This window comes from Dactylosporangium sp. CA-152071 (assembly GCF_050936335.1).
Taxonomy (GTDB): Bacteria; Actinomycetota; Actinomycetes; order Mycobacteriales; family Micromonosporaceae; genus Dactylosporangium; species Dactylosporangium maewongense.
In genome coordinates this window covers 2,403,491-2,417,299 of record NZ_JBNJMZ010000002.1, presented here as the reverse complement: position 1 = coordinate 2,417,299, position 13,809 = coordinate 2,403,491, and the positions used below count along the sequence as shown (strand labels likewise).

General features: G+C 73.2%; 16 protein-coding genes. 14 read left to right on the top strand and 2 right to left on the bottom strand.

The window, feature by feature from the left end; genetic code table 11:
* Nucleotides 1-123: 123 nt before the first annotated feature.
* Genes nth through ACQEVZ_RS50965 form a run of 3 tightly spaced genes read left to right on the top strand, consistent with a single transcriptional unit; the run spans nucleotide 124 to nucleotide 1,948 of the window.
* Nucleotides 124-1,011 (top strand): endonuclease III, encoded by an 888-nt coding sequence (nth, locus tag ACQEVZ_RS50975; RefSeq protein ID WP_433382574.1) that lies wholly within the window; start codon nucleotides 124-126, stop codon nucleotides 1,009-1,011.
* A gap of 55 nt (nucleotides 1,012-1,066) precedes the next feature.
* Complete coding sequence (locus ACQEVZ_RS50970; RefSeq protein WP_433382572.1) at nucleotides 1,067-1,528, top strand: SMI1/KNR4 family protein; 462 nt, start codon at nucleotides 1,067-1,069, stop codon at nucleotides 1,526-1,528.
* Nucleotides 1,529-1,558: 30 nt separating this feature from the next.
* Entirely contained in the window at nucleotides 1,559-1,948 is a 390-nt protein-coding gene (locus tag ACQEVZ_RS50965; protein ID WP_433382569.1) for a hypothetical protein, read from the top strand.
* 153 nt (nucleotides 1,949-2,101) lie between these two features.
* Here the strand turns inward: ACQEVZ_RS50965 and ACQEVZ_RS50960 are convergent, their stop codons facing one another.
* The gene (locus tag ACQEVZ_RS50960; RefSeq protein ID WP_344499123.1) at nucleotides 2,102-2,350 is read right to left on the bottom strand and encodes a hypothetical protein; all 249 of its coding nucleotides are present in this window, start codon (nucleotides 2,348-2,350) and stop codon (nucleotides 2,102-2,104) included.
* 41 nt (nucleotides 2,351-2,391) lie between these two features.
* Between ACQEVZ_RS50960 and ACQEVZ_RS50955 the strand changes: the two genes are divergently transcribed.
* Both ACQEVZ_RS50955 and ACQEVZ_RS50950 read left to right on the top strand, forming a co-directional pair.
* Nucleotides 2,392-3,195 carry a methyltransferase domain-containing protein gene (locus ACQEVZ_RS50955; protein ID WP_433382565.1) on the top strand — a complete coding sequence of 268 codons (804 nt, stop codon included), beginning with the start codon at nucleotides 2,392-2,394 and terminating at the stop codon, nucleotides 3,193-3,195.
* Nucleotides 3,196-3,263: 68 nt separating this feature from the next.
* On the top strand, nucleotides 3,264-4,250 hold the full coding sequence (locus tag ACQEVZ_RS50950; protein ID WP_433382562.1) for a malate dehydrogenase: 987 nt from the start codon (nucleotides 3,264-3,266) through the stop codon (nucleotides 4,248-4,250).
* Between the two features lie 56 nt (nucleotides 4,251-4,306).
* On the opposite strand, the gene ACQEVZ_RS50945 is transcribed toward ACQEVZ_RS50950, so the two are convergent.
* The gene (locus ACQEVZ_RS50945) at nucleotides 4,307-4,585 is read right to left on the bottom strand and encodes a DUF6582 domain-containing protein (RefSeq protein WP_344499128.1); all 279 of its coding nucleotides are present in this window, start codon (nucleotides 4,583-4,585) and stop codon (nucleotides 4,307-4,309) included.
* A gap of 126 nt (nucleotides 4,586-4,711) precedes the next feature.
* On the opposite strand from ACQEVZ_RS50945, the gene ACQEVZ_RS50940 reads away from it, so the two are divergent.
* The 9 genes from ACQEVZ_RS50940 to ACQEVZ_RS50900 all read left to right on the top strand — a co-directional run bounded on the left by ACQEVZ_RS50940 (nucleotide 4,712) and on the right by ACQEVZ_RS50900 (nucleotide 13,582).
* Nucleotides 4,712-5,587, top strand: a complete 876-nt coding sequence (locus ACQEVZ_RS50940) for an STAS domain-containing protein (protein WP_433382559.1) — start codon at nucleotides 4,712-4,714, stop codon at nucleotides 5,585-5,587.
* Nucleotides 5,587-5,994, top strand: coding sequence for an STAS domain-containing protein (locus ACQEVZ_RS50935; RefSeq protein WP_344499130.1), 408 nt, complete (start codon nucleotides 5,587-5,589; stop codon nucleotides 5,992-5,994). The genes ACQEVZ_RS50940 and ACQEVZ_RS50935 overlap by 1 nt, the downstream gene beginning before the upstream one ends.
* Nucleotides 5,991-6,401: an ATP-binding protein gene (locus ACQEVZ_RS50930; protein WP_344499132.1), complete on the top strand. Its 411-nt coding sequence runs from the start codon at nucleotides 5,991-5,993 to the stop codon at nucleotides 6,399-6,401. The genes ACQEVZ_RS50935 and ACQEVZ_RS50930 overlap by 4 nt, the downstream gene beginning before the upstream one ends.
* On the top strand, nucleotides 6,389-7,423 hold the full coding sequence (locus ACQEVZ_RS50925) for a SpoIIE family protein phosphatase (RefSeq protein WP_433382554.1): 1,035 nt from the start codon (nucleotides 6,389-6,391) through the stop codon (nucleotides 7,421-7,423). Before ACQEVZ_RS50930 ends, ACQEVZ_RS50925 begins: the two co-directional genes overlap by 13 nt.
* A complete protein-coding gene (locus ACQEVZ_RS50920) occupies nucleotides 7,420-9,111 on the top strand; it encodes an ATP-binding protein (protein ID WP_433382551.1) in 1,692 nt (563 codons plus the stop codon). The genes ACQEVZ_RS50925 and ACQEVZ_RS50920 overlap by 4 nt, the downstream gene beginning before the upstream one ends.
* An 85-nt stretch (nucleotides 9,112-9,196) precedes the next feature.
* Nucleotides 9,197-10,759, top strand: a complete 1,563-nt coding sequence (locus ACQEVZ_RS50915) for a fused response regulator/phosphatase (protein ID WP_344499138.1) — start codon at nucleotides 9,197-9,199, stop codon at nucleotides 10,757-10,759.
* A 60-nt stretch (nucleotides 10,760-10,819) separates the two neighbouring features.
* The gene (locus tag ACQEVZ_RS50910) at nucleotides 10,820-11,080 is read left to right on the top strand and encodes a Prokaryotic metallothionein (RefSeq protein ID WP_344500694.1); all 261 of its coding nucleotides are present in this window, start codon (nucleotides 10,820-10,822) and stop codon (nucleotides 11,078-11,080) included.
* Nucleotides 11,081-11,157: 77 nt separating this feature from the next.
* Nucleotides 11,158-11,913, top strand: coding sequence for a polyphosphate--glucose phosphotransferase (gene ppgK / locus ACQEVZ_RS50905; protein ID WP_344499140.1), 756 nt, complete (start codon nucleotides 11,158-11,160; stop codon nucleotides 11,911-11,913).
* 37 nt (nucleotides 11,914-11,950) lie between these two features.
* Nucleotides 11,951-13,582, top strand: coding sequence for a protein kinase domain-containing protein (locus ACQEVZ_RS50900; protein WP_433382546.1), 1,632 nt, complete (start codon nucleotides 11,951-11,953; stop codon nucleotides 13,580-13,582).
* Nucleotides 13,583-13,809: the final 227 nt, after the last annotated feature.

Sequence of the window (13,809 nt, the reverse complement as noted above, 5' to 3'; positions counted from 1 at the left end):
GTTCGCCGGGGACTGCGCGCGGCGGTCCCCGGCGGGCAGGCCGTCCGACGTAGGCTCGTCAGCGTGCCGAGCCGGAACAGGACCACGACAGCTGCCATCGCACCTACGGACGCCGCCGCAGAGGTGAACGCCACGCGGGTCAAGAAGGCCGCGCCTCGGAAGGCCGCCGCCAAGGCGACCACGGCGAAGGCGACCACGGCGAAGGCGACCGCGGCGGAGGCGACCACCACGGAAGCGCCGCCGGCGAAGAAGGCCGCGGCGAAGAAGGGGGCGGTCAAGAAGGCCGTGAAGGCGGTCGAGGCCGTTGCCGAGGCGGCGCCCGCGGGGCCGGACCTCGAGCAGACGCGCCGCGCGCGGCGGATCCTCAAGCTGCTCACCGCCCGGTATCCGGACCCGGTCCTGGAGCTGGACTTCGGGTCGCCGCTGCAGCTGCTCGTCGCCGCCGTCCTCGCCGCGCAGACGCTCGACGAGCGGGTCAACCTGGTCACCCCGGTGCTGTTCGCCAAGTACCCGACCGCGGCCGACCTCGCCGCCGCCGACCCGGCCGAGATGGAGGTGATCCTCCAGCCCGTCGGGTACTTCCGGAAGAAGACGCAGATCGTCATGAAGCTCGCGGCGACGCTGGTCGAGCGGCACGACGGCGAGGTGCCGACGACCCTCGACGAGCTGATCGAGCTGCCGTGGGTGGGCCGCAAGACGGCCAACATGGTGCTGGGCAACGCGTTCGGCACGCCGGCGATCTCCGTCGACACACACGTCGGCCGGGTCGCGCACCGGCTCGCGTGGGGGCCGGAGAAGGACGTGGAGAAGACCGAGGCCGACGTCGCGGCGCTGTTCGAGCAGAAGGACTGGGTGCCGGTCAACCTGCTGCTGATCCTGCACGGGCGGCGCACCTGCCACTCCCGCAAACCCGCGTGCGGCGCCTGCCCGCTCGCCGAGGAGTGTCCGTCGGCCGGCCTCGCCGGCAAGGGCGAGCTCGACCCGGAGAAGGCCAGGGCGCTGCTGAAGTGACCGCCGCAGAAGGGCCGGACGCCGCCGGAGCCGTCGCCGGTGGCAGACTGCCGCAATGCGATTCGCCGACTTCGACGTCCTGCTGCGGCAGGCGTTGCGGCGCTACGCGGCCCTCGAACGCGACGGCGACGTCGCCGTCTTCGACCACTGGCGGGCCACCGAGGCCGACCTGGTCCGGGTCCAGCGGCGGCTCGGCGTGCGGCTGCCGGAGCAGTACCGCGGCTTCCTGCTGCGGTACGGCGCCGGCCGCTTCCTCTTCGTCGAGCTCCTCCCCGCCGACGAGGGCCGCCGCTGGGTGGAGACGCTGGTCGGCGCCAACGAGCCCGTCGACGTGCACGGCTCCGGGTTCGTCGCGGTCGCCCCGGTCGGCACCGGCGACTACTGGGGGTTCGTCGTCCGCGACGGGATCTGCGAGGACGCGGTCAGCTTCCGGTACCACGAGGACGGCGCCGTCGAGCCGGCCGCCGACGACTTCCTCGAGTTCGTCGCGGCGGAGGGCCTGCGCGTCGGGCGCTGACCGGCGCCGCGCGCCGGGCGGGGGCCGGCCGTGACCGAGCCGTTCGGCATCGGCGCCGAGGTGTGGCCGGGGCTGGCGAAGGTCACCGAGGAGGCCGGCGAGCTGCTGCAGGTTGTCGGCAAGCTGGTGGCGACCGGCGGCCGCCCGGACCACTACGACGGCACGGACCTGCGCGACCGCCTGATCGAGGAGTGCGGTGACCTCCTCGCCGCGATCGGCTACCTCACCGCCGCCAACGGCATCGAGGACGCCGTCGCCGAGCGCGCCGCCCGCAAACGCCAGACCTTCGAAGGCTGGCACCTGCGGGAGGCCGAGCGGCGGGCGATCGTCAAGCCCCCCGGCCCTCACGATCGACCGCCACCCGGTCAGACCTCCGCGGCGGGTTCGGAGCCCTCCGAGACGGGGGCGCCCGACCTATGAAGACCCCCGGGACGCGAAGTGGGTTGCGTCACCGTCCGGGATCGGCGCAGCATTGGCACATGTCGACGCGCGCCCTACGGCTCAACGAGCTGATGCGGGAGCGACCCGAGCTGGTCGAGCCGTACAGCAGCCGCTGACGCGGTACAAGAGCCGCTAACGCAATGCGGGCTGCCGGGTCTCACGCTGTGCGGACTCGATGACCTCGCCACGGGTCTCGCCGAGCCACACCACCGCGTTCACCGGCGTGCCCACCCGGCTCAGCATCCCGGTCTCGTCGGTCCACGCGACCAGCGGCAGCGGCTGCACGTGCTCGGTCTCCCAGCCGATGACCCGGCCGGCCTGGATGTCCTCGTCGGCGGCCGTGGCCAGCCACAACGTCTGCGTCTGCGGAATGATCGTCATGCTGTCAGTGATTCCCCGGCAACGGAAGGTGCAACCACGCCATGTCAGAGTTCGAAGCCCTGCTCGAGGAGGGTGCCTCCGTCCCCGTCGAGGGCTGGGACTTCTCCTGGTTCGAAGGCCGGGCCACCGAGGAGCGGCCGCCCTGGGGCTACGCGGAGCTGCTCGCCGAGCGCTACCGCACCGCCGGCAGCGCCCTGGACGTGCAGACCGGCGGCGGCGAGGTCGTCGCCTGGGCGCTGCGCAGAGCCAGCCAGAGGGCCGACCGGACGGCCGGGCGGGCCCCCTCACCGCTGGCGGCGACCGAGTCCTGGGAGCCGAACGTCGCGCTCGCCACGCGGGCGCTCGCCCCGTTCGGCGGCACCGTCGCGCACGTCGCCGACGAGGACCCTCTGCCGTTCGGCGACGCCGCGTTCGACCTCGTCAGCGCCAGGCACCCGGTCGTCGCGGTCTGGCCGGAGATCGCCAGGGTCCTGCGCCCCGGCGGCACCTACCTCGCCCAGCACGTCGGCGTCGGCTCCGCCCACGAGGTCACCGAGGCGATGCTCGGCCCGACCCCGGCCGGTCAGGGCCGCCACCCGGACACCGCGGCGGCCGACGCGCGGGCCGCCGGCCTCGAGGTGCGCGACCTGCGCGAGGTGAAGTTGCGGATGGAGTTCCTCGACGTCGCCGCCGTCGCGGTGTTCCTCCGGAAGGTGATCTGGATCGTGCCCGGCTTCACCGTGGCTGCGTACCGCGACCAGCTGCGCGCCCTGCACGAGCGGATCCAGGCGGAGGGCCCGTTCGTCGCCCACTCCACCCGCTACCTGATCGAGTGCCGCAAGCCACATCGGAGCGACAGTGGGTGAACGGTCGTTGGGGGCGGGGATAGTTTGTGTGGAGAAGCACACCCGCCGCTGCCGCAGGAGAAACTCTGATGAGTGAGCCCGTGAACGTAACCGTGACCGGTGCCGCCGGCCAGATCGGCTACGCGCTGCTGTTCCGCATCGCGTCCGGTCAGCTGCTCGGCGCCGACACCCGCGTCAAGCTGCGCCTGCTGGAGATCCCGCAGGCCGCCCGCGCCGCCGAGGGCACCGCGCTGGAGCTGCAGGACGGCGCGTTCCCGCTGCTGGCCGGCGTGGACGTGTTCGACGACCCGAAGCAGGCGTTCTCCGGCGCCAACGTCGCCCTGCTCGTCGGTGCCCGGCCCCGCACGAAGGGCATGGAGCGCGGCGACCTCCTCGAGGCCAACGGCGGCATCTTCAAGCCGCAGGGCGAGGCGATCAACGCCGGTGCCGCCGACGACATCCGGATCCTGGTCGTCGGCAACCCCGCCAACACCAACGCCCTCATCGCCCAGCGCAACGCGCCGGACGTGCCCGCGGACCGGTTCACCGCGATGACCCGCCTGGACCACAACCGGGCCGTGGCGCAGCTGTCGCAGAAGCTGAGCGTGCCGGTGTCGGAGATCCGCAAGGTCACGATCTGGGGCAACCACTCCGCGACGCAGTTCCCGGACATCCTGCACGCCGAGGTCTCGGGCCGGAACGCGGCCGAGGCCGTCGGTGACCAGCAGTGGTACGCCGACGAGTTCATCCCGCGGGTCGCCAAGCGCGGCGCCGAGATCATCGAGGTGCGCGGGGCGTCGTCGGCCGCGTCGGCCGCGTCGGCCGCGATCGACCACGTGTACGACTGGGTGAACGGCACCGCCGAGGGTGACTGGACGTCGGTGGCGCTGCCGTCCGACGGCTCCTACGGCGTGCCGGAGGGCCTGATCTCGTCGTTCCCGGTCGTCTCGCGGGGCGGCAAGTGGGAGATCGTGCAGGGTCTGGAGATCGACGAGTTCTCCCGGGCCCGGATCGACGCGTCGGTCGCCGAGCTGGCCGAGGAGCGCACCGCGGTGGAGCGCCTGGGCCTGATCTGAGCCCGGTAGGAAGTGCGCTGGCCCGCCCACCCCGCACGGTGAGCGGGCCAGCGGTCTCAGTGGGGCGTGCGGCCGAGCTCGTGCCAGCTCGACTCGGACAGCTCCACCTCGTAGTGCTTCGCCGCCACCGTCAGGTTGGCGAAGGCGAGGTCGCGGTCCTTGTCGTTGACGCCGCGGACCTGGTCGAACCGCGCGACCGCGTTGCGGACGTGCTTGGCGTCGGTGAGCGGCAGCTTGCGCTGCTCCGGGAACGCGTAGACGCTGTCGGGCAGGCGCTCGCGGGTCTCCTCGGACAGGGTGCCGTGTGCCTCGAAGGGTCTCCAGGTCGTCTCCATGCCGTACTCGTTCCCAGGCGGCGCGGTGACGACACACCGACCCGCCATATCTCGGCCGCCCGTTCGCCGTTGGCTGCTCGGGGCGGTACCGTCTGGTCCGACGGACGAGGGCGAAGGAGATCACGAGTGAAGGTGGATGCCGACGCGCGGCAGCGGCTGAATGCGTTCCTGGCGGCGCACGAGGAAGCGATCGTGCGGCAGTGGACGGAGATCGCCACCCGCACCTTGCGTGGGCGGCTCACCAGCGCCGAGCTGACCCTGCAGGTGCGGGACGTGTTCGGCGCGCTGCGGGCGATGCTCGGCCAGGACGCCGACGGCGATGTCGCGGGCGCCGAGAGCGGCGAGTCGCGGGCGGCCCTCGCTGAGCTGTCCCGGGCGTGGGCGCGGCAGGGCTTCTCGCCGAGCGAGACGGCGAGCCTCGTCTTCGCGGTCAAGGAGGTCGTGCTCAACCTGGGCGAGGCCGGGGAGGCCGGCGAGGGTGAGCTGGCGACGACCGACTTCCTCGTGCTGTCGCTGCTCGTCGACGAGATGGGCCTGTTCACGTTCGAGACCTACACGAAGGTCCGCGAGTCGGTGATCGCCGACCAGACCGAGCAGCTGCTGGAGCTCTCGACGCCGGTCGTGAAGCTGTGGGACGGCGTCGTCGCGGTGCCGCTGGTCGGCACGCTCGACTCGGCCCGCGCGCAGGTGGTCATGGAGAAGCTGCTGCAGACCCTGGTCGACACCGGGTCCGGCTACGCGATCGTCGACATCACCGGCGTGCCGGCGGTCGACACGCAGGTCGCGCAGCACATCCTGAAGACGGTCGTCGCGGCGCGGCTGATGGGCGCGGAGTGCATCATCTCCGGCATCCGGCCGCAGATCGCGCAGACCGTGGTGGCCCTGGGCATCGAGTTCGGCGACATCGTGACGAAGTCCAACCTCGCCGACGCGCTGCTGCACGCGCTGCGGGCCAGCGGCGTCGAGGTGGTCCGCCGGGCGAGCCGCGACAAGGCGCTGTGATGGACCGCGTCCCCGTCCTGAAGATCGGCGAGATCCTGCTGGTCTCGATCCAGATCGACCTCGACGACCAGACCGCCCTGCAGCTGCAGGAGGACCTGTCGGACCGGATCGTGGAGACCGGCGCGCACGGCGTGGTGATCGACATCTCCGCCCTGGAGATCGTCGACTCGTTCATCGGCCGGATGCTGTCGACGATCGCGGCGGTGTCGCGGGTGCTGGACGCCGAGACGGTCGTGGTCGGCATGCGCCCGGCGGTCGCGATCACCCTGGTCGAGCTGGGCCTGTCGCTCCGCGGCGTCCGCACCGCGCTCAACGTCGACAAGGCCCTGGAGATCCTCGCCGAGGCCAAGCAGGTCCGCGGCGTGGGTGTGCTGGGCTTCCGCGGCTCCGACGACGTGCCGGTATGACCCAGCAGCAGGAGGAGCAGCGCCTGCAGATCGCCGACGACAAGGACGTGGTGCGGGTGCGCCAGGCGGTCCGGGTGATGGCGATCGCCGCGAAGCTGCCGCTGGTCGACCAGACGAAGCTGGTCACGGCGGCGAGCGAGCTGGCGCGCAACACGCTCATCCACGGCGGCGGCGGGCACGCCGTGGTCGGCCAGGTGCACAACGGGCGGCGGGCCGGGGTCCGCGCCGAGTTCGTCGACGCCGGGCCGGGCATCGCCGACCTGGACCTGGCCTTCACCGACGGCTACACCACCGGCAGCGGGCTGGGGCTCGGGCTCAGCGGCTCGCGCCGCCTCGTCGACGAGTTCGACATCGTCACCGCCGCCGGGGAGGGCACCCGGATCACGGTGACCAAGTGGGCACGGTGACGCCGCCCGCGGCGGCCCCCGGTCAGGTCCCGCTGGTCGAAGAGCTCGGCTGGATCCCCGTCGACGAGGCGGGCGCGGCGGGGGTCGCCCGGCGCGTCGCCGTCGACCTCGCCCGCCGGCTCGGCTTCAGCGACGAGCGCACCGGTGAGGTGGCGATCGTCGCCGCCGAGCTGGCGAGCAACCTGCACCGGCACGCCGATGTGGGCGCGCTGTCGGTGCGGTGCCTGCGCAGCGGCGACACCGGCGGCGTGGAGCTGGTGGCCGTCGACAGCGGTCCGGGCATGGCGGATCTGGTCTTCAGCGGCTCCGACGGCACGAGCACCGCCGGCACCCTCGGGATCGGGCTGGGCGCGGTGCGCCGGCTGTCGAGCCACTCGGGCGGCTACTCGCTGCCCGGCCGGGGCACCGTCCTGGCCGCGCAGCTGTGGCCCGACCGCCGCGACGTCGGGGTGCCGGTCGTCGCCGGCCTGACCCGGCCGATCACGGGCGAGGCGGTGTGCGGTGACCGCTGGGCGGCGCGGGTGCGCGACGGCGCGCTGCTCGTGCTCGTCGCCGACGGGCTCGGGCACGGCGCGCTCGCCGCGACGGCCGCGAACGCCGCCGTCGACGCGTTCCTCACCGGTGACCTGGACGCGCCGGCGGCGATCGTGGAGCGACTGCACCGGCTCGTCTCGCACACCCGCGGCGCGGCCGTGTCGGTGGCCCGCGTCGAGGATCGCACGGTGCGCTTCGCCGGCCTGGGCAACGTGGCGGGCGTGGTCGCCTCGCCCAGCGGGGAGCGCCGCGGCATGGTCAGCATGCCCGGCATCGTCGGGCACCAGTCGCGGGGCGTCCGCGAGTTCACTTACGACCTGCCGCCGGAGGCGGTGGTGGTCCTGCACTCCGACGGCGTGTCGGACCGCTGGACCCTGCGTGACTACCCGGGCCTGAGCCGCCAGGACCCGCTGCTCATCGCCGGCACCCTGCTGCGCGACGCCGGCGTGCGCCGCGACGACGCCTGCGTGGCCGTGGTGCGGCCATGAGCGAGTCCCCGGGTCCGGTGCCGGAGCCGCTGCTGCGCATGACGCTGCGCGAGGACCAGGACGTGTTCGTGGTGCGCCAGCGCGGCCGGGAGGTCGCCGCCGCCGTCGGCATGGAGCATCAGGACCAGGTCAGGGTCGCGACCGCGCTCAGCGAGATCGGCCGGCACGCGATCGGCGCCACGGTGACGTTCACCGCCGAGGTTTCCGGACGGCCCCGTCTGGTCATCGTTGTAGAAGCGGACGGCATCGGGATCAGTCCGCCCGAAGGCACGGCGGCGGCGGGGCGGTTGATGGACGAGGTGCACGTGGAACGGGACCGGATCAGCCTGATGCGCAGGCTGCCCGCCCAGGTCGGCCAGGAGCGGCTGGCCACGGCGCGGGAGGAACTGGCCGCCAGCCGGCCCACCACCGCGCTGGACGAGCTCAGTGTCCAGAACCGGCAGCTCGTGAGCGCCCTGGAGGAGGTCCAGGCGCACCGCGACGAGCTGCTCACCCTCAACGCGGAGCTGGAGGAGACCAACCGCGGGGTGATGGCTCTCTACACGCAGCTGTCCGAGGAGCTGGAGCAGACCAACCAGGGAGTCGTCGCCCTGTACGCGGAGCTGGAGGAGCGCTCCGCGCAGCTGCGGGAGGCGAACGAGGCGAAGAGCCGGTTCCTGGCCAACGTGTCGCACGAGCTGCGCGCGCCCGTGACCGCCATCATCGGGCTGACGCGGCTGCTGCTCGACCCCCGCTCCGAGCCGCTCACCGCCGACCAGACGCACCAGCTGGACCTCGTCCAGGGCTCCGCCGCGGACCTGCTCGCGCGCGTCAACGACCTGCTGGACCTGGCGAAGGCCGAGTCGAACCGGATCGAGCCCAACTGGGCGCCGGTCGACCTGAGCGCGGTCTTCGGCCAGCTGCGCGGCACCCTGCGTCCCCTCGCCAAGCCGGGCGTGCGGTTCGAGATCGCCGACCCGGCGGAGCCCGTGGAGCTGGTCACCGACGAGGTGCTGCTCACCCAGATCCTGCGCAACCTGCTCACCAACGCGCTGAAGTTCACCGAGGCGGGCAGCGTCGCGATGGGCGCGCTCGTGCTCGACGGCCGGCTGCACATCGCGGTCGCCGACACCGGCATCGGCATCCCGTTCGCCGAGCAGCGCCGGATCTTCGAGGAGTTCCACCAGGTCCGCGGCGCCCACCAGGCGGGCGGGACGGGCCTCGGGCTGCCCTACGCGCGGCGCCTGGCGACCCTGCTCGGCGGCGGGCTCAGCATGGTCAGCGAGCCGGGGGAGGGCAGCACGTTCACCCTCGACCTGCCGCTGCGCCCCGCGCCGGAGGACGACCAGGACCTGCCGCACGTGCCGGCGGTGCTCGTCGTCGACGACGAGGCGGCCGCCCGTCAGGTGCTGCGCGAGCACCTGACCGGCATCGCCGAGCACGTGCACGAGGCCGCCGACGCCCGTTCGGCGCTCGCGATCGCGGCGCGGGAGCGGCCGTCGCTGATCTTCCTGGACCTGCGGATGCCGGGCGGTGACGGCGGCGAGCTGATCGCCGCGCTGGCCGGCGTGCCGGAGCTGAGCGGTGTACCGGTCGTGGTGGTGACCGGCGCCGACGTGGGGCACGTCCCGGGCGCCGCCGCGGTCCTGGCCAAGCCCGCGCTGACCCGCCGGATGATCGCCGACGTCGTCGCCCGAGTGACGGCATGACCGGGCCGGAGCGCAGCGGAGGAGCCGGTCATCATGGGCACAGTGTTGGGTCGCGGCGACGCCGGAGCGTAGCGGAGGCGGCGTCGTGACCGGCGAGGCCGCGGCAGACATCCTGGTTGTCGACGACAGCCCCTCCAAGCGGTACGTCATCACCAGCTGGCTGCGCCGCGACGGGCACCGGGTCGCCGAGGCCGCCACCGGCCTGGAGGCGCTCCACCTGCTGCACACCGAGGGCCTGCACGCGGAGCTGGTCGTGCTCGACGTACGGCTGCCGGACATCGACGGGTTCGAGGTCGCGGAGCGGATCAAGGAGGACCCGCGGACCACCGCCGTCCCCGTGATCCACATCTCGGCAACCGCCGTCCACGTGGTGGACCGCACCCAGGGCCTCAACCGGGGCGCCGACGCGTACCTGGCCGAGCCGATCGACCCGGACGAGCTGCTCGCCACCGTGCGGGCGAAGTTGCGCGAGTACCGGGCCCGCCGCCGCGCCGAGCGTCTCGCCGGCCGGCTGACGCGGCTGGTGGACACCACGACCGAGTTCAACGCCGCGACCAGCCTCACGGACCTGCTGCTGGCCGCCGCGACCGGCGCCGCCCGGGTGTTCGAGGGTCCCGCCGCCGTCGCCGCCTCCTCGGAGGAGTCCGGGCCGATCGCGGTGCAGGTCGACGCCGTGGGCGGCGACCCGGTGCTGCGCCCGGCGATGCGCGACCAGTTCGAGCTCGACCCGCTCGACGGCCAGGCCGGCATCGTGCTGTTCCCGCTGGACGACGGCCCGTGGTGGCGGGGCGCGGTGTGGCGGGTCGTCGGGCGGGCCAAGCCGGGCCGGGAGCCGGTGCACGTCGCCGTGCCCGCGGAGGGTTTCAGCGACGACGACGCCGACCTGCTGCGCCAGTTCGGCCAGGCGGTCGCCCTCGCGGTCGAGGCGCTGCGCAGCTACGACGAGGAGCGGCGCACCGCGCTGACGCTGCAGCAGAGCATGCTGCCCCGGAGCCTGCCCGCGGTGCCGGGCGTGCAGCTCGCGGTGCGGTACCAGCCGGCCAGCGAGCACGCGTCGGTCGGCGGCGACTTCTACGAGATCCTGCGGGTGGACGGCCGGCTCGTCGCGGCGATCGGCGACGTCGCCGGGCACTCGCTGCGCGCCGCCACGATCATGGCGGAGGTCCGGCACGCGCTGCGCGCCTACCTGGTGGAGGACTCGTCGCCGGGGCCGAGCATGGAGCGGCTCAACCGGATGATGCTGCGGCTGCTGCCCGAGGAGATCGCGACGATGTGCCTGCTCAGCATGGATCCGGCCAGCGGGGAGGTGCGGCTCACCAACGCCGGGCACCCGCCGCCGCTGCGGGTCCGGGACGGGCGGGTCAGCCTCGTGGAGGGGCGGGTGGCGCTGCTGGGCGTGCCGACCTCGCACGAGGACGAGATCCGGCTGACGCTGGCGCCGGGGGAGACCCTGATCCTGGTGACCGACGGGCTGATCGAGGTCCGCGGGCACACCTTCAACGAGGGGCTCGACGCGCTGTGCCGCGCCGTCGGCGAGGTCGAGGACGACCTGGAGCAGTTCTGCGATCGGCTGCTGAGCGCCCTGAGCGCGGGGTCCCGGGACGACGACGTGGCCCTCCTGGTGATCCGCAGGGTGGATTTCGGCTGAACCGGTTGCGCCATGCCCACCGACCGAACACGCTGCGTGAAACGAATGGGGGGCAACACCATGGCGGTCTGTGAGACCTGCGGCAACGACTACCACATGAGCTTCGAGATCCGGACGGTCGGCGGCGGCGTGCACGTCTTCGACTCCTTCGAGTGCGCGATCCACCGGCTGGCGCCGGTCTGCGAGCACTGCGGCACGAAGATCGTCGGCCACGGCGCCGAGGTGTCCGGCAACTTCTATTGCTGCGCGCACTGCGCCCGCACCGCCGACCAGGCGCTGGGCCTGGAGATCCGCGACACGGTGGGGGCGTACCCCGGGTGAGCCTTGCCGGTGCCCCGCATGATTGGCTCTTGGAGCAGCAGGGCATTGGTTGAGGCACACGTCGCGGAGGAGCAGCTGTGGTGGTCCTGGGTATCGACATCGGCGGTTCGGGCATCAAGGGAGCGCCGGTCGACCTGGCAACCGGCGAGTTCACCGCCGACCGGCACCGCATCGAGACCCCGCAGCCGGCGGACATCACCGCCGTCGTCGACACGGTCGCGGCGGTCGTCGCGCAGTTCCCGCCGGCGAGCAGCGTCGGGATCACGTTTCCCGCCGTCGTGCAGCACGGGGTGACGAAGACCGCCGCCAACGTCGACGCGTCGTGGGTCGACGCGCCGGCGGAGCAGCTGTTCAGCGACAAGCTGGGGCGGCCGGTGACGGTCCTCAACGACGCGGACGCGGCCGGGGTGGCCGAGATCGAGTACGGGGCCGGCAAGGGTGTCGGCGGCCTGGTCGTGATGGTCACCCTCGGCACCGGCATCGGCAGCGCCCTGTTCATCGACGGGAAGCTGGTGCCCAACACCGAGTTCGGCCACCTGCAGATGAGCGGGCTGCACCTGCACGGCGGCGATGCCGAGGACTACGCCTCGGACCGCATCCGTGAGGTCGAAGGCCTCGCCTGGCAGGACTGGGCCGAGCGGGTCCAGGTCTACCTGCGCCACCTGCACGCGCTGCTGTGGCCCGACCTGATCATCATCGGCGGCGGCGTGAGCAAGAAGACGGACAAGTGGCTGCACCACGTCTCGGTGCCCACGAAGGTCGTCCCGGCGACCCTGCAGAACAACGCCGGCATCGTCGGCGCGGCGCTCCTGGCATCCAGACGGGCGCACTGAGCGCACGCGCGTGCGCTGATAGGGCACGATGGGTCGCATGGGGGACATGCCCGCGCCGTTGCGTGCCGGGGACCCGGCGACCGTCGGGTCCTACCGGCTGCTCGGCGTGCTCGGCGTCGGCGGCATGGGCACCGTCTACCTCGCCGCCGGCCCCGGCGACCGCCGGGTCGCGCTGAAGGTCATCAACCCGGTCTGGCACGGCGACCCGCAGTTCCTGCAACGGTTCGCGGCCGAGGCCGCCGCCGCGTCGCGGGTCGCCGGGTTCTGCACCGCGCGGGTCCTCGACGTGGCCCTGGACGGCCCGGTGCCGCACCTGGTGACGGAGTACGTGTCCGGGCCGTCCCTGCACGACTACGCGACCGTCAACGGGCCGCTCGGCGGCCAGGTCGAGGCGGTCGCGGTCGGGGTCGCGGCGGCGCTGACCGCGATCCACGCCGTCGGGCTCGTGCACGCCGACCTGAGCCCGCGCAACGTGCTGCTGTCACCGTTCGGCCCGAAGGTCATCGACTTCGGCGTCGCCCGCCCGCACGGCCACGACGGGCCCGTCGGGCAGCTGTTCGGCACGCCGGGGTGGCTGGCGCCCGAGCAGGAGCGCGGCGCCCCGCCCAGCCAGGCCTCCGACGTGTACGCGTGGGGCGTCCTCGTCGCGTGGGCGGGCACGGGCGTGATGCCGGCGGGTGCCGTCCCGGACGGGCTGGCGCCCGGCATCGCCGAGATCGTGGCCCGGGCGCTGCGGCCCGACCCGGCGGCCCGGCCGACGGCCCGCCAGCTGCTGCTCGCGCTCGTCGGCGACGACGACCCGGCGGCGGTGCACGTGACGTCGCCGCGCGCCGACCCCCGGACCCGCTCCACGGCCGGCCCCGCGGCGAAGGTCCGCGGCGCCGCGCCGCCGGTGCCGCCCCGGCCGCCCACGGGCCGGTTCGCGCCCGGCGCCGCGCCGGTCATCCCGGTGTCGCCGACGGCGGTGCACGCGATGCCCGTCTCGCCGGTGCCGGTCAGCCCGACGATGCTCGACCCCACTCTCGGTGTCCCGGTGTCGTCCCAGTATGCGGACCCGGGTCGTGGGCGCCCGCCGCTGCCGCCGGTGCCGCCTCCTCCCCGCCGCCCGCCGCGCCGCGTCGGCGGGGCGGTGGCCGCCGTCGTCGCGGTGCTGATCGTGCTCGGCTGCCTGTGGGGCGTGTTCAACCTCGCCGACTCGGCCGGCTCGGGCAAGGACGGCGCCGCGAAGGCGGGCCCCAGCACCGCCGCGCCGGCGAGCAAGGTGCCGTCGAAGAAGCCCAGCCCGGTCGGCACCGACGGCGGCGTCCGCTTCACCGTCACCGGCTTCGAGTGCGGCGTGAAACGCATCGGCGACTGGCCGATCGTCAAGGACGCCGAGGGCGAGTTCTGCCTGGTCGAGGTGCGGGTCGAGAACCTCGGCACCGGCAGCACCCGCATCTATCAGGGCTCGCAGCGGCTGCGTGACACCGACGGCAACGACCACAAGGCCGACGACTGGTCGTGGCTCTACAACGCCGAAACCCGACCGCTTTACGGGGAAATCAGGGCCGGCAAACCGGTCACCGGCACGCTCGTCTTCGACGTGCCGAAGGGGCTCCGGTTCGACGTCCTGGTGGTCAAGCAGCAGCCGCTCAGCGACGGCACCGTCATCCACCTCCCCGGTCGGTAGAGCGCTTTCAGGGGCGTGCCCGCGCGTCACCGCGACGGCGGGCGCGTCGGCGTGCTGTGAGCAAACACCACCGTCCGAGGCCTTGGCAAGCTTTTCCCAGGCGTTACGTTTCGTTACCACCGTGTTATTGACACCACAGTCCGCAATCGGATTTAGTGTGCCGGAACCGGTTGCGGAACCGGTTCCAGAAAACGCTCTCTTGCCAGAAAGCGCTCTCACAGAGAGGA

Coding starts and splice junctions, on each gene's coding strand:
- ACQEVZ_RS50970 (WP_433382572.1), top strand. CDS start 1,067: ATGCGATTCGCCGACTTCGACGTCCTGCTGCGGCAGGCGTTGCGGCGC.
- ACQEVZ_RS50960 (WP_344499123.1), bottom strand. CDS start 2,350: ATGACGATCATTCCGCAGACGCAGACGTTGTGGCTGGCCACGGCCGCC.
- ACQEVZ_RS50955 (WP_433382565.1), top strand. CDS start 2,392: ATGTCAGAGTTCGAAGCCCTGCTCGAGGAGGGTGCCTCCGTCCCCGTC.
- ACQEVZ_RS50950 (WP_433382562.1), top strand. CDS start 3,264: ATGAGTGAGCCCGTGAACGTAACCGTGACCGGTGCCGCCGGCCAGATC.
- ACQEVZ_RS50945 (WP_344499128.1), bottom strand. CDS start 4,585: ATGGAGACGACCTGGAGACCCTTCGAGGCACACGGCACCCTGTCCGAG.
- ACQEVZ_RS50935 (WP_344499130.1), top strand. CDS start 5,587: ATGGACCGCGTCCCCGTCCTGAAGATCGGCGAGATCCTGCTGGTCTCG.
- ACQEVZ_RS50930 (WP_344499132.1), top strand. CDS start 5,991: ATGACCCAGCAGCAGGAGGAGCAGCGCCTGCAGATCGCCGACGACAAG.
- ACQEVZ_RS50920 (WP_433382551.1), top strand. CDS start 7,420: ATGAGCGAGTCCCCGGGTCCGGTGCCGGAGCCGCTGCTGCGCATGACG.
- ACQEVZ_RS50910 (WP_344500694.1), top strand. CDS start 10,820: ATGGCGGTCTGTGAGACCTGCGGCAACGACTACCACATGAGCTTCGAG.
- ACQEVZ_RS50900 (WP_433382546.1), top strand. CDS start 11,951: ATGGGGGACATGCCCGCGCCGTTGCGTGCCGGGGACCCGGCGACCGTC.